Source organism: Lysobacter cavernae (genome assembly GCF_042648505.1).
In the GTDB taxonomy this organism is placed as follows: domain Bacteria; phylum Pseudomonadota; class Gammaproteobacteria; order Xanthomonadales; family Xanthomonadaceae; genus Lysobacter_L; species Lysobacter_L cavernae.
The window spans coordinates 20,526-43,033 of the sequence record NZ_JBHRXK010000008.1; the positions used below are offsets into that span (position 1 = coordinate 20,526).

General features: G+C 68.6%; 11 protein-coding genes and 1 tRNA gene. 9 read left to right on the forward strand and 3 right to left on the reverse strand.

Annotated features, from left to right (window positions below):
* The first annotated feature begins 82 nt into the window (after positions 1-82).
* The 7 genes from ACFOLC_RS14225 (at position 83) to ACFOLC_RS14255 (ending at position 17,543) form a co-directional block, all read left to right on the forward strand.
* Positions 83-2,473, forward strand: coding sequence for a GH92 family glycosyl hydrolase (locus ACFOLC_RS14225; protein ID WP_386759919.1), 2,391 nt, complete (start codon positions 83-85; stop codon positions 2,471-2,473).
* A gap of 236 nt (positions 2,474-2,709) precedes the next feature.
* A complete protein-coding gene (locus ACFOLC_RS14230; RefSeq protein WP_386759920.1) occupies positions 2,710-6,015 on the forward strand; it encodes a DUF6603 domain-containing protein in 3,306 nt (1,101 codons plus the stop codon).
* 9 nt (positions 6,016-6,024) lie between these two features.
* Positions 6,025-9,495 (forward strand): hypothetical protein, encoded by a 3,471-nt coding sequence (locus tag ACFOLC_RS14235; RefSeq protein WP_386759921.1) that lies wholly within the window; start codon positions 6,025-6,027, stop codon positions 9,493-9,495.
* A 70-nt stretch (positions 9,496-9,565) separates the two neighbouring features.
* Positions 9,566-14,503, forward strand: coding sequence for a hypothetical protein (locus ACFOLC_RS14240; RefSeq protein ID WP_386759922.1), 4,938 nt, complete (start codon positions 9,566-9,568; stop codon positions 14,501-14,503).
* A gap of 10 nt (positions 14,504-14,513) precedes the next feature.
* Complete coding sequence (locus tag ACFOLC_RS14245; protein ID WP_386759923.1) at positions 14,514-16,463, forward strand: hypothetical protein; 1,950 nt, start codon at positions 14,514-14,516, stop codon at positions 16,461-16,463.
* Between the two features lie 91 nt (positions 16,464-16,554).
* A complete protein-coding gene (locus ACFOLC_RS14250) occupies positions 16,555-16,911 on the forward strand; it encodes a type II toxin-antitoxin system Phd/YefM family antitoxin (RefSeq protein ID WP_386759924.1) in 357 nt (118 codons plus the stop codon).
* Positions 16,908-17,543, forward strand: a complete 636-nt coding sequence (locus ACFOLC_RS14255; RefSeq protein WP_386759925.1) for a zeta toxin family protein — start codon at positions 16,908-16,910, stop codon at positions 17,541-17,543. Before ACFOLC_RS14250 ends, ACFOLC_RS14255 begins: the two co-directional genes overlap by 4 nt.
* Positions 17,544-17,642: 99 nt before the next feature.
* Here the strand turns inward: ACFOLC_RS14255 and ACFOLC_RS14260 are convergent.
* Positions 17,643-17,718: transfer RNA gene (locus ACFOLC_RS14260), tRNA-Ala, on the reverse strand.
* Positions 17,719-17,755: 37 nt separating this feature from the next.
* Complete coding sequence (gene rnd, locus ACFOLC_RS14265; RefSeq protein ID WP_386759926.1) at positions 17,756-18,859, reverse strand: ribonuclease D; 1,104 nt, start codon at positions 18,857-18,859, stop codon at positions 17,756-17,758.
* A gap of 154 nt (positions 18,860-19,013) precedes the next feature.
* On the opposite strand from rnd, the gene ACFOLC_RS14270 reads away from it, so the two are divergent.
* Positions 19,014-20,846 (forward strand): SUMF1/EgtB/PvdO family nonheme iron enzyme, encoded by a 1,833-nt coding sequence (locus ACFOLC_RS14270; protein WP_386760018.1) that lies wholly within the window; start codon positions 19,014-19,016, stop codon positions 20,844-20,846.
* A 78-nt stretch (positions 20,847-20,924) separates the two neighbouring features.
* Entirely contained in the window at positions 20,925-21,854 is a 930-nt protein-coding gene (locus tag ACFOLC_RS14275) for a M48 family metallopeptidase (RefSeq protein WP_386759927.1), read from the forward strand.
* Between the two features lie 94 nt (positions 21,855-21,948).
* Here the strand turns inward: ACFOLC_RS14275 and phaR are convergent, their stop codons facing one another.
* Complete coding sequence (phaR, locus tag ACFOLC_RS14280) at positions 21,949-22,437, reverse strand: polyhydroxyalkanoate synthesis repressor PhaR (protein ID WP_386759928.1); 489 nt, start codon at positions 22,435-22,437, stop codon at positions 21,949-21,951.
* Positions 22,438-22,508: the final 71 nt, after the last annotated feature.

Genomic DNA, 22,508 nt, shown 5'->3' on the forward strand with positions numbered 1-22,508 from the left:
TGTTAGGTTCGCGACGAATCAGCACGATCCAATTTACGGTCGGGCAGCGATGCCAAGCAGTGTGGCCGCCATGGGGGAGCGAATGAGCGAACGGCATGTGCAGAAGCAATCGCGGCAGCAGAGGTGGTGGTGGCTGTGCGCCTGGGCCGCGAGTGTGGCCGTAGCTGCGGCCCCGTTGCCCAAGCCCATCGATGAAGCCGGCAAACAGGCTTATGCCTCGGTCGATCCGTTCATTGGCACTGGCGGCGAAGGCCATGCCTTCCCCGGTGCGGTGGTGCCGTTCGGCATGATCCAGCTCAGTCCCGATACCCAGATCAAGCCGCGCAACGAGGCTTATGGCTGGGCCGCCGGTTACCGCTACGACGACCGCACCATCACCGGGTTCTCGCACACGCATTTCTCCGGCACCGGCCACTCCGATCTGGGCGATGTGCTGCTGATGCCGGTCACCGGCGAGGTGAAGCTCGAGCGCGGTGATTCCGCCAGGCCAGGCAGTGGCTACGCGTCGCGCTTCCGGCATGACGACGAAGTGGCGCAGCCCGGTTACTACGCCGTTACGCTAGACGATTACCAGGTTCGGGCCGAACTCACCGCGAGCGAGCGCGTCGGCGTCCACCGCTACACCTTCCCGAAAGACAAGTCCGCGCACGTGCTGATCGACCTGCGCACCAGCATGTACGACTACCCGGGCAAGGTGCTGTGGTCGCGACTGCGGTTACGCGACGACGGCACCGTCACCGGTTTCCGCGAGACCCGCGGCTGGGCGCCGGGTCGGCAGCTGTACTTCGCGCTGCGCTTCTCGCGTGCGCCCAATGGCCACCAGTTCCATGACACCGAGCAGGACGTGCTCTACAAGGGCTTCCCGCCGCCGGGTGAGAAGGCGCCGGGCCAGCGTGCGCAGATCGAAGGGCGGCAACTGGTCGGTGCCTTCGACTTTGCCGGAGCGGCTGGACAGCCGCTGCTGGCGAAGGTCTCGATCTCGTCGGTCAGCGAGGACAATGCCATCGCCAACCTCGATGCCGAAATGCCCGGCTGGGATTTCGATGGCGTGCGCAATGCCGCCCTTGCCAGCTGGACGCAGGCCTTGTCGGCGATCGAGGTCGACGCGCCCGAACCGATGCGCAAGAGCTTCTACACCGCGCTCTACCACACGCTGATGGCGCCGAGTCTGTTCATGGACAGCGATGGCCGTTACCGCGGCCCCGACAATGCCGTGCACCAGGCCAAGGGGTTCCGCCACCATTCCACATTCTCGCTTTGGGACACCTACCGCGCGTTGCATCCGCTGCTGACGCTGGTGCAGCCCGAGCAACGCAACAACGACTTCATCAACTCGCTGCTGGCCTCGCGCCGCGAGAGCCCCTACGGCATCCTCCCGGTCTGGTCGTTCCACGGTCTGGAGACGTGGTGCATGATCGGCTACCACGCAGTGCCGGTCATCGCCGATGCCTACATGAAAGGCATCCGCGGCTTTGACACCGACGAGGCCTTGCAGGCCATGGTCGCCAGTGCCGACTACGGCCCCTACGACGGCATCGCCCAGTACAAGGAGCTGGGCTATGTGCCGATCGACGAGGAGGGCGAGGCCGCCTCGAAGACGCTCGAATACGCGTTCGACGACTGGACCATCGCGCGCATGGCCGAAGCGATGGGTCGCAAGGACATCGCTACCCGATTCAATCAGCGCGCCGGTAACTGGCGGCATGCATTCGATGCCAAGACCGGTTTCATGCGGGCACGCAAGCGCGACGGCCAGTTCCGCGAACCGTTCGACCCCACGGTCAGTGGCTACGGCAGCGACTACACCGAGGGCAATGCCTGGCAGTACTCGTGGTACGTGCCACAGGACATCGCCGGACTGACCCAGGCGCTGGGTGGTGATGCCGCGCTGGTCGCCAGGCTCGACCAGGTGTTCGATGCCAAGGTCGATCCGAAGGTGTTCGCGCACATGGAAGACATCACCGGCCTGATCGGCTGGTACGCGCACGGCAACGAGCCCAGCCACCACGTTGCCTACCTGTACGGCTACGCGGGGCAGCCATGGCGCACGCAGGAGCGGCTTGCGCAGATCATGGCGAGCCAGTACGCGCCGCGCCCCGACGGCCTCGCTGGCAACGACGACCTCGGCCAGATGTCGGCCTGGTTCGTGTTCACGGCACTGGGCTTCTATCCGGTCGCGCCGGCGAGCAACGAGTACGTGATCGGCCGGCCGTTCCTGCCGCGGGCGACGCTCAACCTGCCCAACGGCAAGCGCTTCAGCGTGATCGCCGAGGGCCTTGATGAAGCCCGTCCCTATATCGGCAGCGTGATGCTGAACGGCAAACCGCTGGACCGCAGTTTCCTGCGTCATGAAGACATCATGGCCGGCGGTGAACTGCGCTTCGTGATGCAGGCCGAGCCGAACAGGCAGTGGGCCACGGTATCAACGCAGCGGCCGTATTCGATGTCGATCAGTCCAGGCGGCGACCATTGATTGCTCAACCAGGCCTTGGGCGACGTGCACGTGTGATTCGCGCAACGCGGCCGGGTTTCTAACGACTGCCCAGTGTCGCCATCACGGTGCGATAACGAGGCGTGACCGACGCTTCCGCCGCTTTGCCGCGTCGCAGGCAAGGACGCGCGGCCCCATGGCCGGGTGCCCGGACGGGCGCCGTTGGAGAACCTGAGCGGTTTCACCTGTTGTGAGACGCAGCGCGCTGGGAGAACGGCGTGGCACAGCCCGACAAGGTCGTCCGCAAGTCCTACGCATGGTTCCGCGAGGGCGTGGACCGTGCATTGAGTGAGTCCAACGTGCCGGCCGCGCAACGCGAGCAGGCCGCGGCGCTGTTGTTCAAACTGGTCGGGTTGAACGCCGGCGGTGCGTTGCCAGCCAATCCGCAACTCGAGGATTTCGGCAACACCGGCGCGGTCGCCGAGTCGATCGCCTATGCCGGCTTGGTCGTGGCCGAATCGATCGCCGCGGTCGACACGGTCGGCCGGGTCGTGCAGCTGCAGCAGAACGATCCCGGCGGCGGCCTCGGCGACGCGATGGCGCTGGTCGGCGATGTGGTCAAGCAGGTGCAGCGGGTGATCGAAACCGTGCCGCCGCAGACCCTGCCCAGCGCCTTTGGCCTGGCCAAGATCCTGTTGACGCTGTCGGGCGATGCCAATGCGCTGCCTGCGGTCAACGAGCCGCATGCGAAAAAACTGGCGGAGGTGATCGCCGGCGCCGGCAATGCGGCGCGCACGCAGAACGTTTCGTCCGCGCTGGCGCTGCTGAGCATGGTGGTCGGCGCGATCCTCGATCGCGCGTTCAAGGCGCCTTCGGCCGGCGATGTCGGCTGGATCGCCAATGCCGCGCTGCCGGCGCCGTTGTCGGACTTCCCGCAACTGCTGATGCCGCTGGCCGCTGCGTCGCCGGGACCGGGTGTGCCGAGCATCGGCCTGCAGATCGAGAAGGACGCGGGCAACCTGCCGGTCGGCGTTCGCCTGGCGCTGGCCAGCCAGATCGATTCCGGTGCGCCGCTCGGCGACAGTGGCTTCCAGGTGGGCTTCCGCTTCGCCGGTGCGATCGAGGCGTTCGTGCCGTTCGCCGGCGGCAAGCCGCAGCTGACGACCAATCCGCCCGAGCTCGGCATCCGCGTGTCGCGCAAGAAGCCCGATGGCGCGCTGGTGATCGGTCCACTCGGTGGCGCGTCGCTGAAGCTCGGTGAATTCGGCGCCGGCTTCGTGTTGAACAACGGCGATCCGCGGCTGGAGTTCTTCGCCCGCGAGGGCAAGGCCGAGCTTGCCATCGAAGACAGTTTCCTGGCCGAGGTGCTGAGCGGCAACGTCGTCGTCGATTTCGACCTTGAAGCCGAGGCCGACCGGCACGGCAAGCTGCGATTGAAGAACGGCAGCGGCATCCGCGTGACCCTGCCGGTGCCGAAGTTGCCGAGCGGTCCGTTCGAGATCCAGCTGATCACCTTCGCGATCGAGCCGATCGGCGGGCTCGATCACCTGCAGTGCGAGCTGTCAGCCTCGTTCAATGTCGAGGCCGGTCCGTTCGCGGCGTCGGTGGATCGCCTCGGCATCACCGTCGATCTGCAGCACCTGCTCGCCGGCACGCCCGAGATCGGCTTCGGCTTCAAGCCTCCGTCGGGCATGGGGCTGGCGCTCGACACCGGCGTGGTCAAAGGCGGCGGTTACCTCTACATCGACCCGGAGCGCGGCGAATACGCCGGCGTGCTGGAGCTGAAGCTGTTCGAGATCGGCGTCAAGGCGATCGCCATCCTCACCACCGAGAGCCCGGCCGGCTGGTCGCTGTTGTTGATGATCTACGGGCAGTTCCCGCCGATCCAGCTCAGCTGGGGTTTCACCCTGACCGGCGTCGGCGGGCTGATCGGCGTGCAGCACACGCTGGACACCGATGCGCTGTCGCAAGGAATGTCGTCGGGTGCGCTCGATGCAATTTTGTTCCCGGCCAATCCCGTGGCCGATGCACCGCAGATCATCAACACCCTGCGCACGCTGTTCCCGGTGCAGCGCGGCGGCTTCGTCATCGGGCCGATGTTCGAGGTCGGCTGGGGCACGCCCAACCTGGTGACGGTGCAGGTCGGCCTGCTGATCGAATCGAGCCAGATCGCGTTGGTCGGGCAGGCGGTGGTGCAGATCCCGCCGCTGCTCAGCGCCGACCTGGCGTTGCTGCGGTTGCAGGTCGATTTCCTCGGCGTGGTCAAGTACGACCCGTTCAAGATCAGCATCGATGCGATGCTGCGCGATTCGCGGGTGCTGTTCATCACCCTGACCGGACAGTTCGCGTTCCGCCTGGAGGGCGGCGACCACCCGACGTTCCTGATCAGCGCCGGCGGCTTCCATCCACGCTTCAAGGACGTGCCCGACGACCTGCCGCAACCGTTCCAGCGCATTGGCGCGGGTTTCGACATCGGCATCATTGGGGTCGACTACAAGGGCTATTTCGCGATCACCTCGGCGACGGTTCAGGGCGGTTCCGCGCTGCGCATCTGGGCCGACCTGGGCATCGCCGGCATCGAGGGCGGTTTCGAGTTCGATGCGATCTGCTACCTCGAACCGAAGTTCTATTTCGAGCTCGACCTGCGCGCCTACGTCACCGTTACCGTGTTCGGCGGCGACTTCGCCGGCGTGCGCGTGGAAGGGCTGCTGGCCGGCCCGGGGCGCTGGCGCATTGCCGGACGCGGTTATCTCGAGCTGCCGCTGGTGCCCGACATCAGCATCGACATCGACGAAAGCTGGGGCCAGGACCGCGACACGCCCAAGGTCAGCAAGAACATCGCGCAGCTGCTCGCCGACGAAATCGCCAAGGGCGAGAACTGGTCGGCGCAACTGCCCGCCGACGGCGAGAGTCTGGTGTCGCTGACGGCCATCGAGGGCGTCAGCGACGTGCTGGCGCATCCGCGCAGCGTGCTGTCGTTCCGCCAGAAGCTGGTGCCGTGGCAACAGGACCTCAAGCGCGTCGGCATCGCCAGGATCGACGGCGCCAACCGTTTCGGTTTCCAGGACCTCAAGTACGGTGCCACGTCCGCGGGCAGCGGCGCGCTGCAGGTGCTGCGCGATTACTTCGCGGCCGCGCAGTTCTTCGAGATCAAGGAAGAGGAGCGGCTGCAGGGGCCGTCGTTCAGCGAATACGATTCCGGCGTGTCTTTCGGCGGCGAGGATTTCGTTTTCGACGAAACCCTCAGCGAAACCCTCGACTACGAGGAAGCGAACCTGTCCGATCGCAACCTGCTCAAGCACGTGGTGGCGTTCCACCTCGGCCAACTGGCCAATGGCGCCTGGGTCGCGGAGCTGGGTGCGGCGGCGCGTTCGCCGATGCGCGACAAGGCCCGGCTGTTGCCTTTCGAATTGCCGAAGATCGCGGTCAACCCGGCGGCGCAGGCGGTGACCGATCGCCTCACCCAGAAGACCGCGGCCAATGCGGTGTTCGGCGATTACTGGCAGGCACGCGACCGCATCGCCAGTGATGCCGGGCTCGATCGCGTCCGCCACCAGGTCGCCGAACTGTACGAACTCGACTGAGGCAAGCCGATGGCACTGCAATACAGCTTCATGCCGGTGGTACGTCGCGGACTTGCGCGCAGTTACGCGACGCCGGACGCCGTCGCCGGGCTGGAAGCGCGCCCGCGCGTGCAGGTCGGGCTGACCCTGTCGGCGGCGCTGGATGGACAGCCGGCTGGCGTGGTCGAGAACAGCGTCGGCATGCGCCTGTACGGGCCGGCGGACGTGATCGGGATCGACATGCGCCTGATCGTGCGCACCGAACCCAAGCCGAACGTGTCGAATTTCGAGCCCAACTACCTGGCCGCGATCGATTTCGATCCGCCGGATTTTCCGTGGATGTTCACACCGGCGGCAGCCAATGCGCAGCGCCTGCGGCCGTGGCTGGTGCTGGTGGTGTTCGACCGCGATCACGCCGGTGTCGCGCCACCGGCGATGCGCGGTGGTCCGTTGCCGCGCGTCGCGCTGGACGCCGAGCAGGCGCGCAGCGAATTGCCGCGACTGTCGGAATCGTGGATGTGGGCGCACGCGCAGGTGGCTTCGGATTCGAGCGATGCCGGTGTGCTGGCGACCGCGATGCGGCAGGATCCGAACCGCAACATCTCGCGGCTGGTGGCGCCGCGGCGGCTGCGGCCTGCGACGCGCTACATCGCCTGCGTGGTGCCGGCGTTCGCGGCGGGGCGCGTGATCGGCCTGGGCCAGGACGTCGTGCCCGATCAGGACGGACGCATCCCGCTCGATCCGGCCTGGCCCGACGACCTGGCGGCGCGCACCGACATCGAGCTGCCGGTGTACTACCACTGGGAGTTTTCCACCGGCCCACTCGGCGATTTCGAAACCCTGGCGCGGCGATTGACCACGCCGGCGAAGTATCCGGAAGGCTCCGACCTCAACACCAAGCTGCTCAAGCTCGGCACCGCGCCGGTGCTGCTCGACGCCGACCGCCTGCTCACCGACGGCGGCGTCAAGAAGACCGTGCTGTACGAAGGCGCGCTGGTGTCGACGGCGCTGGGCACGCCGGATTTTCCGCAGGCCGCCGCACCCGACGCGGACGTGGCGACGCGCCTGTCGGCGATCGTCGACGACCCGGAGGCGCAGAACCTCGCGCAGGGCCCGAGCGAGCGCGTACCGACCATCGCACCGCCGGTCTACGGCGGCTGGCATGCGAAGAAACACGTGGTGCTGCCGGCGGAATTGAACGCCGGCTGGCTCGCCGACCTCAACCTCGACCCGCGTTACCGGTTGGCCGCCGGTTACGGCGCCGAAGTCGTGCGCCTGTACCAGGAAGAATTCATGCAGTCGTGCTGGGCGCAGGTCGGCGACGTGCTGCGCGCGCAGATGCTGCTCAACTTCGGCAAGCTGGCGGTCGAGACCGGCAAGCGCCTGATGGCGCGCCACATCACCCAGCTGCCGGCCGAGCGGGTGCTGTCGGTGCTCGGTCCGGCGCGTGGACGGCTGGGCATCGCCCCGCAGGAAACGCTGCAGGGTCGTGTCGCCCGCACCAGCCTGCCCGACGCGGTGATCGACCCGGCGTTGCGCCGATTGCTCAGCGCGCAACGTCCGGCGCTGAAGGCCGCGGTGCGACGCGCGCAACAGCCGCCGATCGCCACCCAGGTGAAGCAATTGTTCGCGTCGCTGTCGCTGGCCTCGAAGAACCAAAGCCTGGTCGATCCGACCCAATTCGTGCCCGACGGAATCCTCGGCACCAACGTCTACGACGGCCTGGATCTGCCCTCCAGCCCGGGCGCGCAGGTCGAACTGGAACCCTTGCTCGGTTGGTCGCGGACGCTGACCGCGGACCAGATCAAGTCGCATCGCAAGGCCAGCGCGCGCCTGCACCGCGTCGGCACGGTACCGCGCCCGCAGCCGAGCCTGGCCGCCACGCGCAAGAACGGGCTGATGACCGAAACGCACCGGCTGCAGTTCACCGCGCTGGCACAGCGCAGCGACACCACGCTCGACGAACGCGCATTGATGACGGCCGTCGCCACAGCCGACGTGCGTGGCACCGAAGGATTGCTGATGTCGGTCAAGCGCGGCGCGGCCGCGGTCGATGTCGCACCGCTGATGATCGACGGCCGCAGCGGCGCGTTGCAGTTCGTGCGCGGCGGCCGCCGCGGCCTGGCGAAGGTGCCGTCCGGCGCGCTGGCGGCGGTGAAGACCACCGCGCTCAAGCGCTACGGCACGGCCGCGGTGTTCGCCACCTTGCCGCCGAACACCTTGCCGACCGCGGCCGGTGCGGAACCGGTGCGGATCGTCAGCAGCGGCGCGGGTGGCTTCGTCGGCACCGGTGCGGCCGCCGCGACCGCCGACATGGTCACCGCCACCGTGCTGGCGCCGATCAAGGACCGCGCGACGATGACGCGGTTGTCGACCGCCTTCACCGACTTCAATGCGCGCTTCAAGGACACCGGTGCCAAGTTCGTCGCCACCGATTTTCCGCTGGCCGCGACCGCCGCGAGCACCCTGGCGAAAGTGGACCCGGCGAAGACGATCCCCGCGCGCGTCGCCTCGATGCTGAGCGTGGCCGACAGCCGGCTCAAGCTCGAAACCGGCGGCGACGTCGACAGCCTGTTCGTCGGCCGGCGCTACGCCGATCTCGTCGACGATCGCCTGCGCTACCTGATTCCGGCCACTTTCGATCGCGTCATGGCCTACCCGCAGCTGCCACTGCCGGCCTACGAGCCGTTGTCGAAGAAGCTGCGCGACGCCTTCCTGCCGGGCGCGCAGGACATTCCCAACGACTTCGTGCTGCTGCTCAAGACCAATCCGCGCTTCGTCGAGTCCTACATGGTCGGCCTCAACCACGAGATGGGGCGCGAGTTGCTGTGGCGCGGCTATCCCACCGACCAGCGCGGCACGCCGTTCCGCCAGTTCTGGAAACGGCTCGACGGCCAGCTCGACATCGAGCCGATCCACCGCTGGACCTACTGGACCCCGATCGGCGGCCAGGGCGCGGCCAGCGCCGAGCAGAAGGAATGGCTGGTGCTGCTGATCCGCGGCGAGCTGCTCAAGCGTTTCCCCAACACCGTGATCTATGCGCGCAGGAAATCGCCGGCTGGCGAGAAGCTCGGTGTGCCCGAGGAGTTCGCGGCCGGCACGACCCTGCAGGACCTGATCCGCAACCCGGTGTTCTTCGGCACGCTGCCACCGGATATCACCTTCGTCGGTTTCCCGATTCCGCCCGGCGAGCGCGAGGCCTGGTGCTTCGTGATCGAGGAACAGATGACCGAGCCGCGTTTCGGCTTCGACGAGGCCGGCAGTGGGCGCGCCGTGCCCGAGGTTGCGGTGGCCAAGGGCTGGAAGGACGTGCGCTGGAGCGACGTCGGCGTCGCCCAGGGCGCGCACTTCGTCCTGGCCGATCTGCGCAAGGCCAACGACCAGGTGCCCGATGCGGTCGAACTGCCGCTCACCGCGCATTCGGCGCAGACCGCACGCGCGCTGCTGCAGCGTCCGTTCCGCGGCTACTGGGTGGGCGCGGACCTGGTGGCGAAAACATGAAATCCGCACAGCACCATCGCGATCGCGATCGCGTCCGCATCGGCACGGCCGCAGCGCAAGGAGGCCCGTCATGCCGCGTCTGAATCTCGATCTGACCGCAATCACTACTGCGCGCGGCGAAGCGGGCGAACTCAGGCGCGCAGGCCACACCGGCGCGCGCCACGTCGCCGACCTGCAGGCGTCGATCACGCGGGCACGACAGAATGGCGCGGACGCGCAGACACTGGCGCGGCTGCACGAGGAACTGGAGCGGCACGAAGCCGAGTTGCGCGGCACCCGCGGGCGACAGCGCGAGGCGCTGGCGCGCGTCGACGCGCTGGCGGTGGACCTGCTCGCGCGACGCGATCCGGCAAACATGGTCGAAGCGCTCGACGGCAACGTGCCGATGGCGCTGTTGCCGGTGCGACTGGAGACGCGCTACCTGAAGGATCCGCTGCGGCTGGCGATTCGCATCTATCCCGACGCGCTGCACGTGCTGCGCCACGGCGCTGGCCTGACCGCGGCCGAACGCGCCCGCGGCGAGGCCTACTGGCAGGCGCGTTTCGCCCGCGACCCGGCCGACGGCGACGCCGCCGAAGCCGAGGCCGAAGGCCGCGCCGCCGCGTTGTGGCGCGAGATGGTCGCGTTGTATCGCGCGCCGCGTGCGGCGTGGATCGTGCGCACGTTGACGCCGACCAATCTCGATGCGCTGGGGCAGGCGGACACTGCGCCAGTGTTCCCGGACGACATCGACGACGTCACCAGCGGTGCCAAGCAGGCGTTCGCGACCGCGTTGCCGGACCGCTGGTGCGCGGTCGGCATCCGCCAGGGCCAGGAAGTGTTCCGGGTCTGGGGCCAGCATGTCGCCGACGTGCTGCCGATGGCGCCGGTGCTGGATCCGGCGCAGCCGCTGCCGGAAGGCGAGGGCCTGTTCGGCGGCGACCGCGCCTGGCTGGTCGATTTCGGCGCGGCACTGCAGGCCGGCATGGCGATCGAGGTGCGCGCGCAGGACCTCGCCGACGGCTTCGACTTCGATCAGGGCGTCGACCGCCTGGTCGTGCTGGGCGTGGACTGGACGCTCGATGCCGAGGCCTCGGCGGCGATGGTCGGTGGCCTGTTGCAGGCGCATCAGGCCGCTGCGGATTTCTCCTTCGCGCCATTGGGCACGCCGACCAACAACACCGGTCGCGCGGTGTCGGGTTTTTCTTCCGCGGCCGACACGCCAATGCCGCCGCTGCCCGCGCAGGTGCCGGAGCCGGGCCGCTACGCCGCGGCCGAACGCCTGCGCGACGCGCTGGGCCTGGACGACAGCGCGCTGGATGCGCCGAACATCGCCAACGCCGCGCTGGACGAGCCGGCCACCGCGATGCACATGATCAATGCGCTGTGGCGCGCGACTTTCGGGCGCTATCTGTCGTTGATGTGGAATCCGTGGTTCGCGGTCGGTGCCGACGACGACCAGCAACCGGATCGCTACGTGAAGAAGCAGGTGGTGGCGAAGCTCCGCGACTTCGCCATGCAGTACCTGCGTCCATCCGGACCCTTGCCGAACCTGCGCATCGACAAGCAGCCCTACGGCGTGCTGCCGGTGGTCGCGCCTTCCTATCAGCCGGATTCGAGCTTCGATGGCGGCGTGCGCAAGGTGCTGGCCGCGCTGCGTCCGCGCTGGAAGCTGTCCGCGCAGAAGGTGCCGCACCTGGTCGACGGCAACCTGCAATCGGTCACCGAGTTGCTGCAGACCGGGCCGTGGTCGCGCGTGGCCAAGGCGCGCGGGGTCGACAATCCGATGATGTCGCTGACCAGTCCGGTCGTCTTCAGCGATGACCAGGAACTGATGATCGGCAACCAGCAGTCGTTGAAGGCGGAATGGACCGACGAGCTGCTGGGGCTGTTCGGCATCAGCAAGGAATTGCCGCGCGACGCGATGATCGACATGCTGCTGTTGGCTGATCCGCCGCGCGCGCTGGCAGGCGTGCCCTGGGTCGAGGCCGATCCGGTCGATCCGAAACGCGAGCGCGCGCCGGAGCAGGCGCTCGGCGTCGACGCGCAGGGCAAGAACTACATCCACGCCATCCATGATGCGCTGGGCCTGGACAAGGGCCAGGCCAAGCAGCAGTTGAACGCACGCCAGGGCGGCAGCGCGCTGCTGGAGACGCTGCTGGCATTCTCGGCCGAGGAGGAGTTCGATCATGGCGGCATCGCGATAGTGGAGGCGACCGACCGCGTCACCGCCAGCAAGCCGTGGGGGCGCACCGTGGTCGCGCAGGCGGCCGCCGCCGAAATCAACATCGAGGCGCCGCTGCAGACCGAAAGCTGGCGCGAGCTTCGCAGCACGCGCGAGGTCGCCAAGCTGCGCGTCGCCAGCGTCACCGGCAGCGACACCATCGAGGACCACCTCGCGCGCGGCATGCGCGCGGTGGCGTCGCCTACGACCCAGGTCGCCGCGCGCGATGCCGCGCAACGCTTCATCGACGGACGCATCGCCCAGCCCTGGTACTTCAAGGACCTGTCGCTGTTCAAGCAGAGCTTGTCCTACCTGGCCGGGCGCCGCGTCGGCGAACTCGACATCGCCTTCAAGACCACCATGGACGCCTACGGCTACCGTCTTGACGCCTGGTACACGGCACTGGCGACGCGGCGGCTGGAGGCGGTGCGCAAGACGCGGCCGCAGGGCGTGCACCTGGGCGGCTACGGCTGGGTCGAGCGCCTGCCACGGCCGATGCGCGAGCCCGACAGTCTCGGCTTCGTGCACGCGCCGTCGCTGCCGCAGGCGGCGACCGCGGCGATCCTGCGCAGCGGGCACCTGGCCAACCACGAAAGCGCCAAGAGCAGTTTCAACATGGATCTGTCCTCGGAACGGGTGCGGCGCGCGCACGCGATGCTGGAGGGCGTGAGCCACGGCCAGTCGCTGGCCGAACTGCTCGGCTACCGCTTCGAGCGCGGATTGCGCGACGCGCTGCTCGGACACTGCACCTTGCCGTTCCGGCTGGCGTATCCGCTGAAGCCGGCCGGCGATGCGCTGGGCGACCAGCCGCAGGAATCGATCGCCGCGCGCGATGTGGTCGACGGCATCAAGCTGCTGGAGGCGTATGCCGGCGGCTTCGCGCCGGTGCGCGTCGCGGTGCTGGCCGCGGTCGACCAGTTGCAGCCGGTGCCGGACTGGAAACCGGCGTTCGTGTCGGCGATGACCACGGCGCAGGCGACGATCGATGGCCTGCTCAAGTCCGTGGCCGAGACCTGGGACGCGGTCAGCGACGTGCTGGTCGCCGAAGGCGTGTACCAGGTGGTGCAGGGCAACCTGGAACGCGCCGGCGCGGCGCTGGCCGTGCTCGACAAGCAGGATCGACCGGTCGAACCGCAGGTCACGCGCACGCCGCGCATCGGCGTGTCCTACGCACAGCGTGTGCTGGTCGCGTGCCAGTCGACCGCGATGGACGAACGCTGGCAGGCGGCAGGCGCCGACGATCCGCGCGCGGCCGCCGAACCGCTGTTGAACGCCTGGCTGGCGCGCATGCTCGGCGATCCCGCGCGCTTCGTGTTCGAGGCGCGCGTGGCGCGCGGCGATGTGATCGACGCCACGCCGCTGACCCTGTCGCCGCAGGCACTGGGCTGGTCGCCGCTGACCGTGGTGCTGGCCAGCCGCGCGGTGTCCGGCGCCGGCCAGGCGCAGCACAGCGCCTTGCGCGCGCGCATCGCGCAACAGCTGGCGGCGCAGGTCGCGAATCCGGATGAACATACCCAGCTGATGATCGAATCCGGCAGCAGCCAGCCCGGCAAGCTCGGCCTGGCCGCGTTCGAGGCGTTGGCCTCGACGCTGGGACGGCTGGTCGAATCGGCGCGCGCGCTGACGCGCAAGGATGTCGTCGTACCGCGTGACGAGATCGAAGCGGCCAATCCCGCGGATGCCGGCGAATACGCCGGCAGCGACCTCGCCGAGATCGAGGCGCGCGCCGCGGCGGCGGTGACGGCGCTCGAGGCTTACCTCGACAACGTGCGCAACGCCGCGGTCGGACCGGCGCTGGCCCAGCGCCTGCTCGACGGCTGGATGTTCGGCATCGTCGAAGCACAGCCGGGAACCGCGCCCGACGCCGCCGGCGAAGCGGTGACGGCGGACGCGACCGTCGAACTGTTCGAACGTCGTCGCAGCCGCGCACTCGCGCAAGGTCAGTCGCAGCTCGATGCAGCCAACGCATTGGCGCCCGGCGCGCCCGAGCAGGCCGGCGCCAGCCACAGCCGGCGCGTGCAGAACGCGATCGACCGGATCAAGGCGGTGTTCGGCAAGGCCTTCCCGGTGTTGCCGCGCTTCACCCTCGGTGCCTATGCCGGCAGCGTCGCCGGTAGCCTCGCCGCGCGCAGCAGCCTGCTCGCCGGCGACGACTGGGCGATCCCCGGCTGGCTGACCAAGCTGTCGCGCGTGCGCGAGGGCAGCGACCGCCTCAACGCGGCGCTCAGCGCGCACGAAGCGATGCACGCACCGCTGGCCGCGGCGCAATGGAAGCTGGTGCAGTTGCCGTACAAGCCGGACGATTGCTGGGGCGCGTTGCCGCAGCGCTGGGCCAACCCCGAACGCAAGCCCGACACGCCGCGTCGCGAGCCGCCGCGCCTGGCCTGGGTCGCGCATGCGCCCGATGCACTGCAGGACGTCACCGCGGACACGGCGATCGGCGGATTGCTGGTCGACGAGTGGCAGGAGTTCGTGCCCTCGGCCTGGCAGACCACCGCGATCAGTTTCCACTACGACGCCCCCGGCAGCCGCCCGCCGCAGGCTGTGCTGCTGGCGGTGCCGCCGCGGCTGGACATGGCCAACTGGACCTTCGGCGAAGTGCTGGCGACGGTCAACGAAGCCTTCGACCTCGCGCAACTGCGCGCGGTGCGCCCGCAGGACCTCACCGACGGCCTCGGCCTGATGCTGCCGGCCAACTACATGCCCGAGAACCCGAGCGAGGACGTGCCCGGCGTGCGCATCACCGACATGATCAGGGCCGGTGCGCTGAAGTACTCGGCCAGCATCGCGCTCGGCAAGGGATGAGGAGACCACGATGAAGATGCACGTCGCCAAATCGGTCGTCGACTTCTCGGCGCTGGACTACGTGGTGCTGGAACCGTCGATCAGCACCTACAACCGCATCGAGACGTTGCCCACCGGCCCCGACCTCGACGCCGGCCTGCAGGCCAGCCTGGCCGATCCACTGTGGCTGCTGGCGCGGCAGTGGCAGTTCAACGAGTTCCAGGGCGAGGACGCGGGCACGCCGATCGACAGCCGCTTCGCGGTGCGCGGGCGGCCGGTGTCGGCCTGCTTCCCCGGCGGCGATATCGCCACGGCGCCGCAGCTGCCGGTCGCGGTGTCGACCCCGATCGAGGCGCTGATCGAGCAGGAGCCGGCGCTGGCGCGGCATCCGCGCTTCAACGCCGAAGCCGGCCTGCACCTGCAGCGCATGATCGCGCACGATGGTCCCGCCAGCCTCGGTGAAGCCGTGCGCACGGCATTCGCGCTGACGCTGCCGGCGCCGCCCGATCCCGACAGCGATGCGCCGGGCCTGTTGTGGCACGTGGTCTGGGGCACGCGTGCGATCGACGCCGCGAAACTCGCCGCCGCGCTGCGGCTGTTGCGCGATGCCAGCGGCAATATCACCGCGTTGCCGCCGGCGTTGGCGTTGCCGGCGCCCGATCATGCCGCCGCGCTGGCGCGGCTCGGTGCCTGGCTGCGCTGGCTCGACGACCTGGTGATGGAAGCGCCGTGGCCCAACCCCAGCTGGCAACCCGATCGCATGGAGTACCGGTTCTCGCTGGGCGCCTTCAATGACGCCACGCCGTCGCTGCGCCTGGACGCCGGCGAATACGTCGACGGCCGCCTGGACTGGAGCAGTTTCGATGCCCGTACCCTGACGCGCGACCCGGAAACACCGCCACCGGCCACGACGCAGCACGCGGTGGAACGACGCCATCCGACACCGGTGCGTTACCCCGGCATGCCGGCCGACCGCTACTGGGAATTCGAGGACGCGCGCGTCAACTTCGCCGCGGTCGAAGCCGGGCCGGCCGACCTGACCCGGATGATGATCGCCGAGTTCGCGCTCGCCTTCGGCAACGACTGGTTCGTGGTGCCGCTGGAACTGGAGGTGGGGGCGCTGTACCAGGTCGAGGACTTCAAGGTCGTCGATTCCTTCGGTATCGAGGCCGCGGTGCATCCCTCGCGCAACAGCGACGGTACGCCGTGGCGCATGTACGAACTGAGCGCCGGCACCGATGCGCCCGGGCCGATGACCGACGTGTTGTTCCTGCCGCCAGTGGCCGACCGCGCGCTCGAGGGCGCGCCACTGGAACAGCTGCTGCTGGTGCGCGACGAGATGGCCAACTTGGCCTGGGGCATCGAGAAGAAAGTGCAGGGCGCCTCCGGCGAGCCGATCGAACGTGGCCTGGAAGCGGCGCGGCTGGCGATGCGCCAGCAGCTCACGCTGGAGACCGGTGATCCGCAACTGGTCTACCGCCTCGCCACGCACGTGCCGGCGCACTGGATTCCGCTGCTGCCGGTGCGCAAGGTGCGGCCGGGCGCCAGCGTCACCGAAATCTGGCTGCAGCGCGCTGGCCTCAAGCGTTTCTATGCCTTGCCCGATCCGCTGGCGATCCAGCCCGGCGACGACGCACGCCTACGCGCTTACAAGCAGTTCCTGGCGCTGCTGGACAGCAACGACGCCTTCATCCAGCAGACCGCGACCACCGAGGGCATCGGCGTCTACCTGTTCCACCCGCGCGGTCGCCTGCTGCTGGAAGACGAGGAACAGCCGGTTTCGGATACGGACAGCCTGATCCTGTGCGAGGAGGAGGTGCCGCGCGCCGGCGCCGTGGTGCGGCGCGCGTTCCAGTACGCGCGCACGCCCGATGGCCGCGCCTGCCTGTGGCTGGGCCGCGCCAAGCTGACTGGCCGCGGTGAGGCCTCGAGCGGGCTCAAATTCGACACGGCGGCCCATTGGCAGGCGTTCGCGAACTGACTCGGGCCCGGGCGTACCGCAGGTAGTCAAATTTGCCCAAAAAGGTAAAAAAGGGTATATCTCAGTCCAGTACGCACGCTGGAGTGGGAGCATGGCCCTGACGCTCAAGCTCGACGCAATTGAAGACCTGCCGCGCACACCGGCTTCCGATGTGAAGAAGCTCGGCTGGCGAGGCGTCATGAAGGCGATCGGTCGCAAGGGCATGGTCGTGGTGACCAATCACAACGAGCCCGAGGCGGTCATCCTCTCGGCCGAAGAGTACGGCGCCATCATGCGCGCCCTGGACGATGCCGGGTCGAAGAACGAATCGGCGCTGGATGTCCTGCGTCAGCGCTTCGATGAGCGCCTGGCGTCCCTGCAGGCGGCGGATGCGGGCGATCGCCTGCGCGGGCTGATGCGAGGCCCCGCCAAGCTCGGTGGCAAGGTCAAGGCCGGGGCCAGCCATTGAAGGCCCGTCCCGTTCTCTATGTCCTCGCTGGAGTCAATGGCGCGGGCAAGAGTTCGGTGGGTGGCTACTTGCTCGAACAGGTCGGGCTGACCTGGTTCAACCCCGACACGTTTGCGCGCGAGCTGATCGCCGAGACCGGTTGCGACCAGGTTTCGGCCAATGCGGTCGCGTGGCAGGAGGGCGTGCGACGTCTGGATGAGGCGATCACCCATGGCACGCACCATGCGTTCGAGACCACGCTGGGTGGTCGCACCGTTCCCGCCCGGATCAAGGCGGCGGCGAAGACGCATGACGTGCTGATGTGGTTCTGCGGCTTGTCCTCGCCGGAGTTGCACCTTGCCCGCGTCAAGGCCCGCGTGGCCGTCGGCGGGCACGACATTCCCGAGGCCAAGATCCGTGAACGTTACCCGGCGGCGCTGGAGAACCTGATCGCGCTCATGCCGTGCCTGGCGCACCTGCAGGTGTACGACAACAGCGCCGATGCCGGCATGGGCGACGCAATTCCCGATCCGCTGCTGGTCGCGGAAATGAAATCGGGCAAGCTCGTATGGCCTGACGATCTCGAGTCGCTCAGCAACACGCCGGACTGGGCCAAGCCGCTCGTGGAGGCAGCACTTTCGGTGGGTGGCTAGGGCGGATGTCCTGCCATCGAAAGCTGGGGCAATCAAGGCTGCAGAAGCAGGAAAGCCCCGGAAAGACAGGCTTTCCGAGGCTTTCAAGGCTGGATGATTTGGTGGAGCGGAGGGGGATCGAACCCCTGACCTTCGCGATGCGAACGCGACGCTCTCCCAGCTGAGCTACCGCCCCACGACGGCGAAATTCTAGCGGTCGATCCGTGCAGGCGCTAGTCCTGAGCGGCCAGCAGTGGTGCCAGGCCGGGTTCGAGCGCGGTGCGGCGCCAGCCGGACAGGGCTTCGGGCCAGTCGCCGTGGTCGAGCAGGGCCTCGAGCCAGCGCCGCGAGGCGAGCACGCCGTCGGGCAGGCCGAGTTCGGCGCTGCGTGCGGCAACGGCGTCCTGCAGCTTGCGCAGGCGCTGCTTGTCGCGGGTTTCGGCGAGGCTCGCGTCCGGTGCCTGCGCTTCGTCGGGCAATACGGTATCGAGCGCGCGCCAGATCGCTTCGCCGAGCTTGCGCGGGGCTTTCGGGTGGGCGTCGAGCTGGCGCTGCAGGGCGTCGCGGTCGGCGGGCGGGTGGCGCGCGATCGCGACCGCGAGTTCGTTGTCGAGAATCCAACTGCGCGGGCGATCGTTGTCGCGGGCGTAGGCATCGCGCCAGCGCAGCAACCGCAGCAGCCGCAGCTGTGCGTCGCGGTCGAGGAACTGCGCGGTGCGCAGCGACAGGTGCGGCCAGCGTTCGCAGGCTTCGTTCTCGGCGTTGAATATCGTGCGCGCGGCGTCCTCGGCCAGCCAGTCGCGACGTTCGAGCTGGCCCAGCAGGCCGTCGAGCGCGTCGTGCATGGCAAACAGGTGACGCACGTCGTCGGCGGCGTATTCCAATTGTGCGGCCGACAACGGCCGGCGCAGCCAGTCCGAGCGGGTCTCGCCCTTGGCCAGGGCGATGCCGGTGAGTTGTTCGACCAGCTTCTGGTAGCCCAGGCCGCTGCCGATGCCGGCCAGCGCTGCGGCCAGTTGGGTATCGAACAAGGGCTTGGGCACCACCCCGCAGGTGTGCTTGAACGCGACCAGGTCCTCGCTGGGACTGTGCATGATCTTCAGGATCGCCGTATCGGCCAGGATCGGCGCGAGCGCCTCGGCGATGCCAGGGGCGAGGGGATCGACCAGCAGGATGTCCTGATCTGCCGTCGCATCGCCGACCGCGATCTGCACCAGCGCCAGCTGCGGCCAGTAGGTGCGCTCGCGGATGAACTCGGTGTCCAGCCCGATCCGTTCGGGGCGGGTGGCAAAGCGCGCCTGCAGCGCGGCAGGGTCGGTGATCCAGACGACAGGCATGATTCGGAGTGGCGCGGGCGGGCGACGAGGTTGCCGGGGCGGGCGACAATAGCCTACTTTCGATAACCCCGAACGATCGGGGCCGCAGAACACGCCGGGGGTGCAGGCCCGGGATGCGGCCCGGCCGCCAGGCTAAGGAGGACGATTGCGCGCATTGGTGTTGGCAGGCATCGCCGTGGTGGGGCTGGCGGCAGGCTGCTCGCGCGAGCCATCCGGCGTCGACGCGGCACGCGATGCAGGCGCTGCGCGGGCGCCGATCGTGACGATCAGTGCCGACCAGGCGGTGTCGCCGGTGCCGCCCTGGCGTCCGCCGGCGGTCGAGGTCACCCAGGCCAATGCTGGCGAACTCAAGACCCGGGCCGAAACCGCGCTGGCGGCGGGCCGGTTGTTCGGCAGTGCCGACGATGCCATTCCGCTGTACCTGGCGCTGCGCCGTCATGCGCCCGACGACGCGGCCGTGCAGGCCGGCTTCGCGCGCGCGCTGGCGCAGTTGCTGGCCAAGGGTGACACCGCATTGGCCGCGCTCGATCGCGACCCGCTGTCGTTGCGCCGTGCCCACGAGATCGCCGCCGTGGTGCGGGCGATTGCTCCGGCTGATCCGGCTGCAGGTGAGTACCTGGCCAGGCTTGATCAGGCCGACCAGGCCCAGGAGGCCAATCGACTTGGCGAGGAGGCCCTGAACGCCGGCCGCATCGGCGAAGACGGTAGCCGCGACGGCGCGCTGGCCTATTTCCGCCAGGCCTTGCAACTGCGTCCGGACGACGTGCGGGCAGGCCAGGGCATGGCGGCGGCCGAGAGCGCGCTGATCCGCCGTGCCGAGGTCGCCGCCGACCGCGATGACTACGCCGGGGCCGCTCGCTGGCTCGATGTCGCCGCGCCATTGCGGCCGCAGTTGGGTACGGTCGAGGATGCGCGCGCGCAGATCACCATGCAGCGCCTGGCCCGGGTCGGTGCCCTGCGTGACCAGGGCCTGGCCGCGCTGAGCCGTGAGGACGGCATCGACGAAGCCCGTCGCCATCTCGCTACCCTGCTGCGGATCGCGCCGGCCGCCAACCCGGCCGCCGCCGAGCTGCGCGAGCGCATCGACCTAGCCACGCACTACGGACTGTTCCGGCCGCGCCAGGCGTTTACCGACGCCATGAAAAGCGGCGGCCGCGGCCCGCAGCTGGTGGTCATCCCGCACGGTGCCTTCCGCATGGGGGCAGGCGAGAGCGAGGCCGGTGCCAGCGATGCCGAGCGTCCGGCCCGCAACATCCGCTTCGATCGCGGCCTGGCGATGTCGCGCAACGAGATCACGGTCGGCGAGTTCCGCCGCTTCATGGCCGCGAGCAAGCACCGGGCGCGCTCCAGTCGGCGCGGCTATTCGACGGCGTATGACGAGCGCAGTGGCAACCTGGTGCGTCGCGGCAACGTCGATTGGCAATCCGACTATGCCGGCCATCCCGCGGCCGACGACCTGCCGGTGGTCCACGTCAGCGCCAAGGACGCGATGGCTTACGCCAATTGGTTGTCGGAGCAGACCGGCCAGCGTTATCGCCTGCCAAGCGAGGCCGAATTCGAGTACGCGCTGCGCGCCGGCAATGCCGGCCGCTTCCCATGGGGCGACGACGCTCCGCCGGCGCGCGCCGGCAACTTCACCGGCGGCCTCGATGCATCGCCCAGCGGGCGCCGCTGGCGCAACGCCTTCGTTGGCTACGGCGACGGCGCGTGGGGCCCGGCGCGCGTCGGCAGCTACGTGGCCAACGCTTACGGCCTGCACGATCTGGCTGGCAACGTCAGCGAATGGGTGGCCGACTGCTGGCACGACAACTACCGTCGTGCGCCGCGCGACGGCGCGGCCTGGCTCAACCCGGGATGCCGTTCGCGTGTGATACGGGGCGGTTCCTGGGCCAGTTCGCCGGCGCAGACGCGATCGTCCTGGCGACTGGGCAACGATGCCGATACCACCAGTGCGCGCGTCGGTTTTCGTGTGGTGCGAGAAATCTGAAACGAGGGCGTGCATTCCGACCGCACTGAGGCTTAGAGTTCTCCACATCGCATCGGATCACCGGCAAGGAGTGCACAGATGAGGACCGATCCTTTTGGCAGTGCACGGCAGCAAGGCCGGCCGCGTCGCGGCTTCGGCGGCATGCGCTGGTGGATCCTGATCCTGTTTGCCGGCTATGCCGCCTGGTCGTGGTTCGGCAGTGCCAAAACCGACCCGTACACCGGCGAGAAGGCGCACTACGGCGCCAGCGCCGAAGAGGAAGTGCAGCTCGGCGCGCAGGCGTTCCAGCAGGTGCTCGGCGACGCCAATTCACAGGGGGCGCTGATGCCGGCCGATGCGCAGGTCAGCCAGCAGGTCCGCGAGATCGCCCAACGCCTGATCGCACGCGTGCCGCAGGTCACCGCCGACCTGGCCGCGCAGCACCAGCAACAGGCGCCGAGCGACCACCAGAGCTTCCAGTGGGACGTGGCGGTGATCCAGTCCGACCAGGCCAATGCGTTCTGCCTGCCCGGCGGCAAGATGGCGGTGTACACGGGCCTGTTCCCGGTGGCGCAGACCCGCGATGCCTTGGCGGTGGTGATGGGGCACGAGATCGCGCATGCCCTGTTGCGCCACGGCAGCCAGCGCATGGCGCAGCAGAAGCTGGTGCAGATGGGGCAGATGGCCGCGGGCATGGCCATGGGGGGCATGGACCCGCAACAGCAGCAGGCGGTCATGGCCGCGCTCGGCGCCGGCGCGCAGTACGGTTTCGTGCTGCCGTACGGACGCAACCACGAGACCCAAGCCGACCAGGTCGGGCTGATGCTGGCCGCGGCGGCCTGCTACAACCCGCGCGAGGCGATCCCGTTGTGGCAGCGCATGGGCCAGCTCGGCGGCGGTGAGCGCCCGCCGGAATTCGCTTCCACCCACCCGGACCCGGCCAACCGCATCCAGACGTTGCAGTCCTTGATGCCACAGGCCGAGCAGTACTACGCGAAGTACTGTCAGGGGCAGCCGCCGCTGAAGTGAGCCTCGGCGGCGCGGCATCTTGGCGACAAAACAAAGGCCGGCATCGCCGGCCTTGTTCTTTGGTTTTTCCAGCGAAACGCCGGGAGCGGCGCGCTCAGCGCTCTCGCTTGTCGGTGCGGGGTTTTCCGGTGGCGGCGCTCTGGCCGACGCTGCCGGACAGGTTGCGCTGGAACTCGTTCCACATCGCCAGGTTGCGCTCGGTGAGCTGGTTCATCATCGTCCATGGCGTCTGCCCCAGCACCCCGCCCACCTGGTTGCGGAACTGCTGCTGCTGGTCGAGGAATAACTGCATCGAGCGTTCCAGGTAATTGCCCATGAAGCCCTGCAGCGAATCGCCGTAGAAACGGATGATCTGGCTGAGCAGTTGCGTCGACAGCACCGGTTCGCCGTCCTGCTCATGCTCGGCGATGATCTGCAGCAGGACCTGCCGGGTGAGGTCCTCGCCGGAACGTGCGTCGCGCACTTCGAATTCCTCGCCATCGACGATCAGCTGGCGCACGTCCTCGATGGTGATGTAGCTGGAAATCTCGGTGTCGTAGAGCCGGCGGTTCGGGTATTTCTTGATGACGCGGATCGCGGCCATGGAGCATTGGCTCTAAATCGTGGTGCTTCGCAGCATGGCGCAGGGCGGGGGGGCTTGCAACTGCCGTTTCC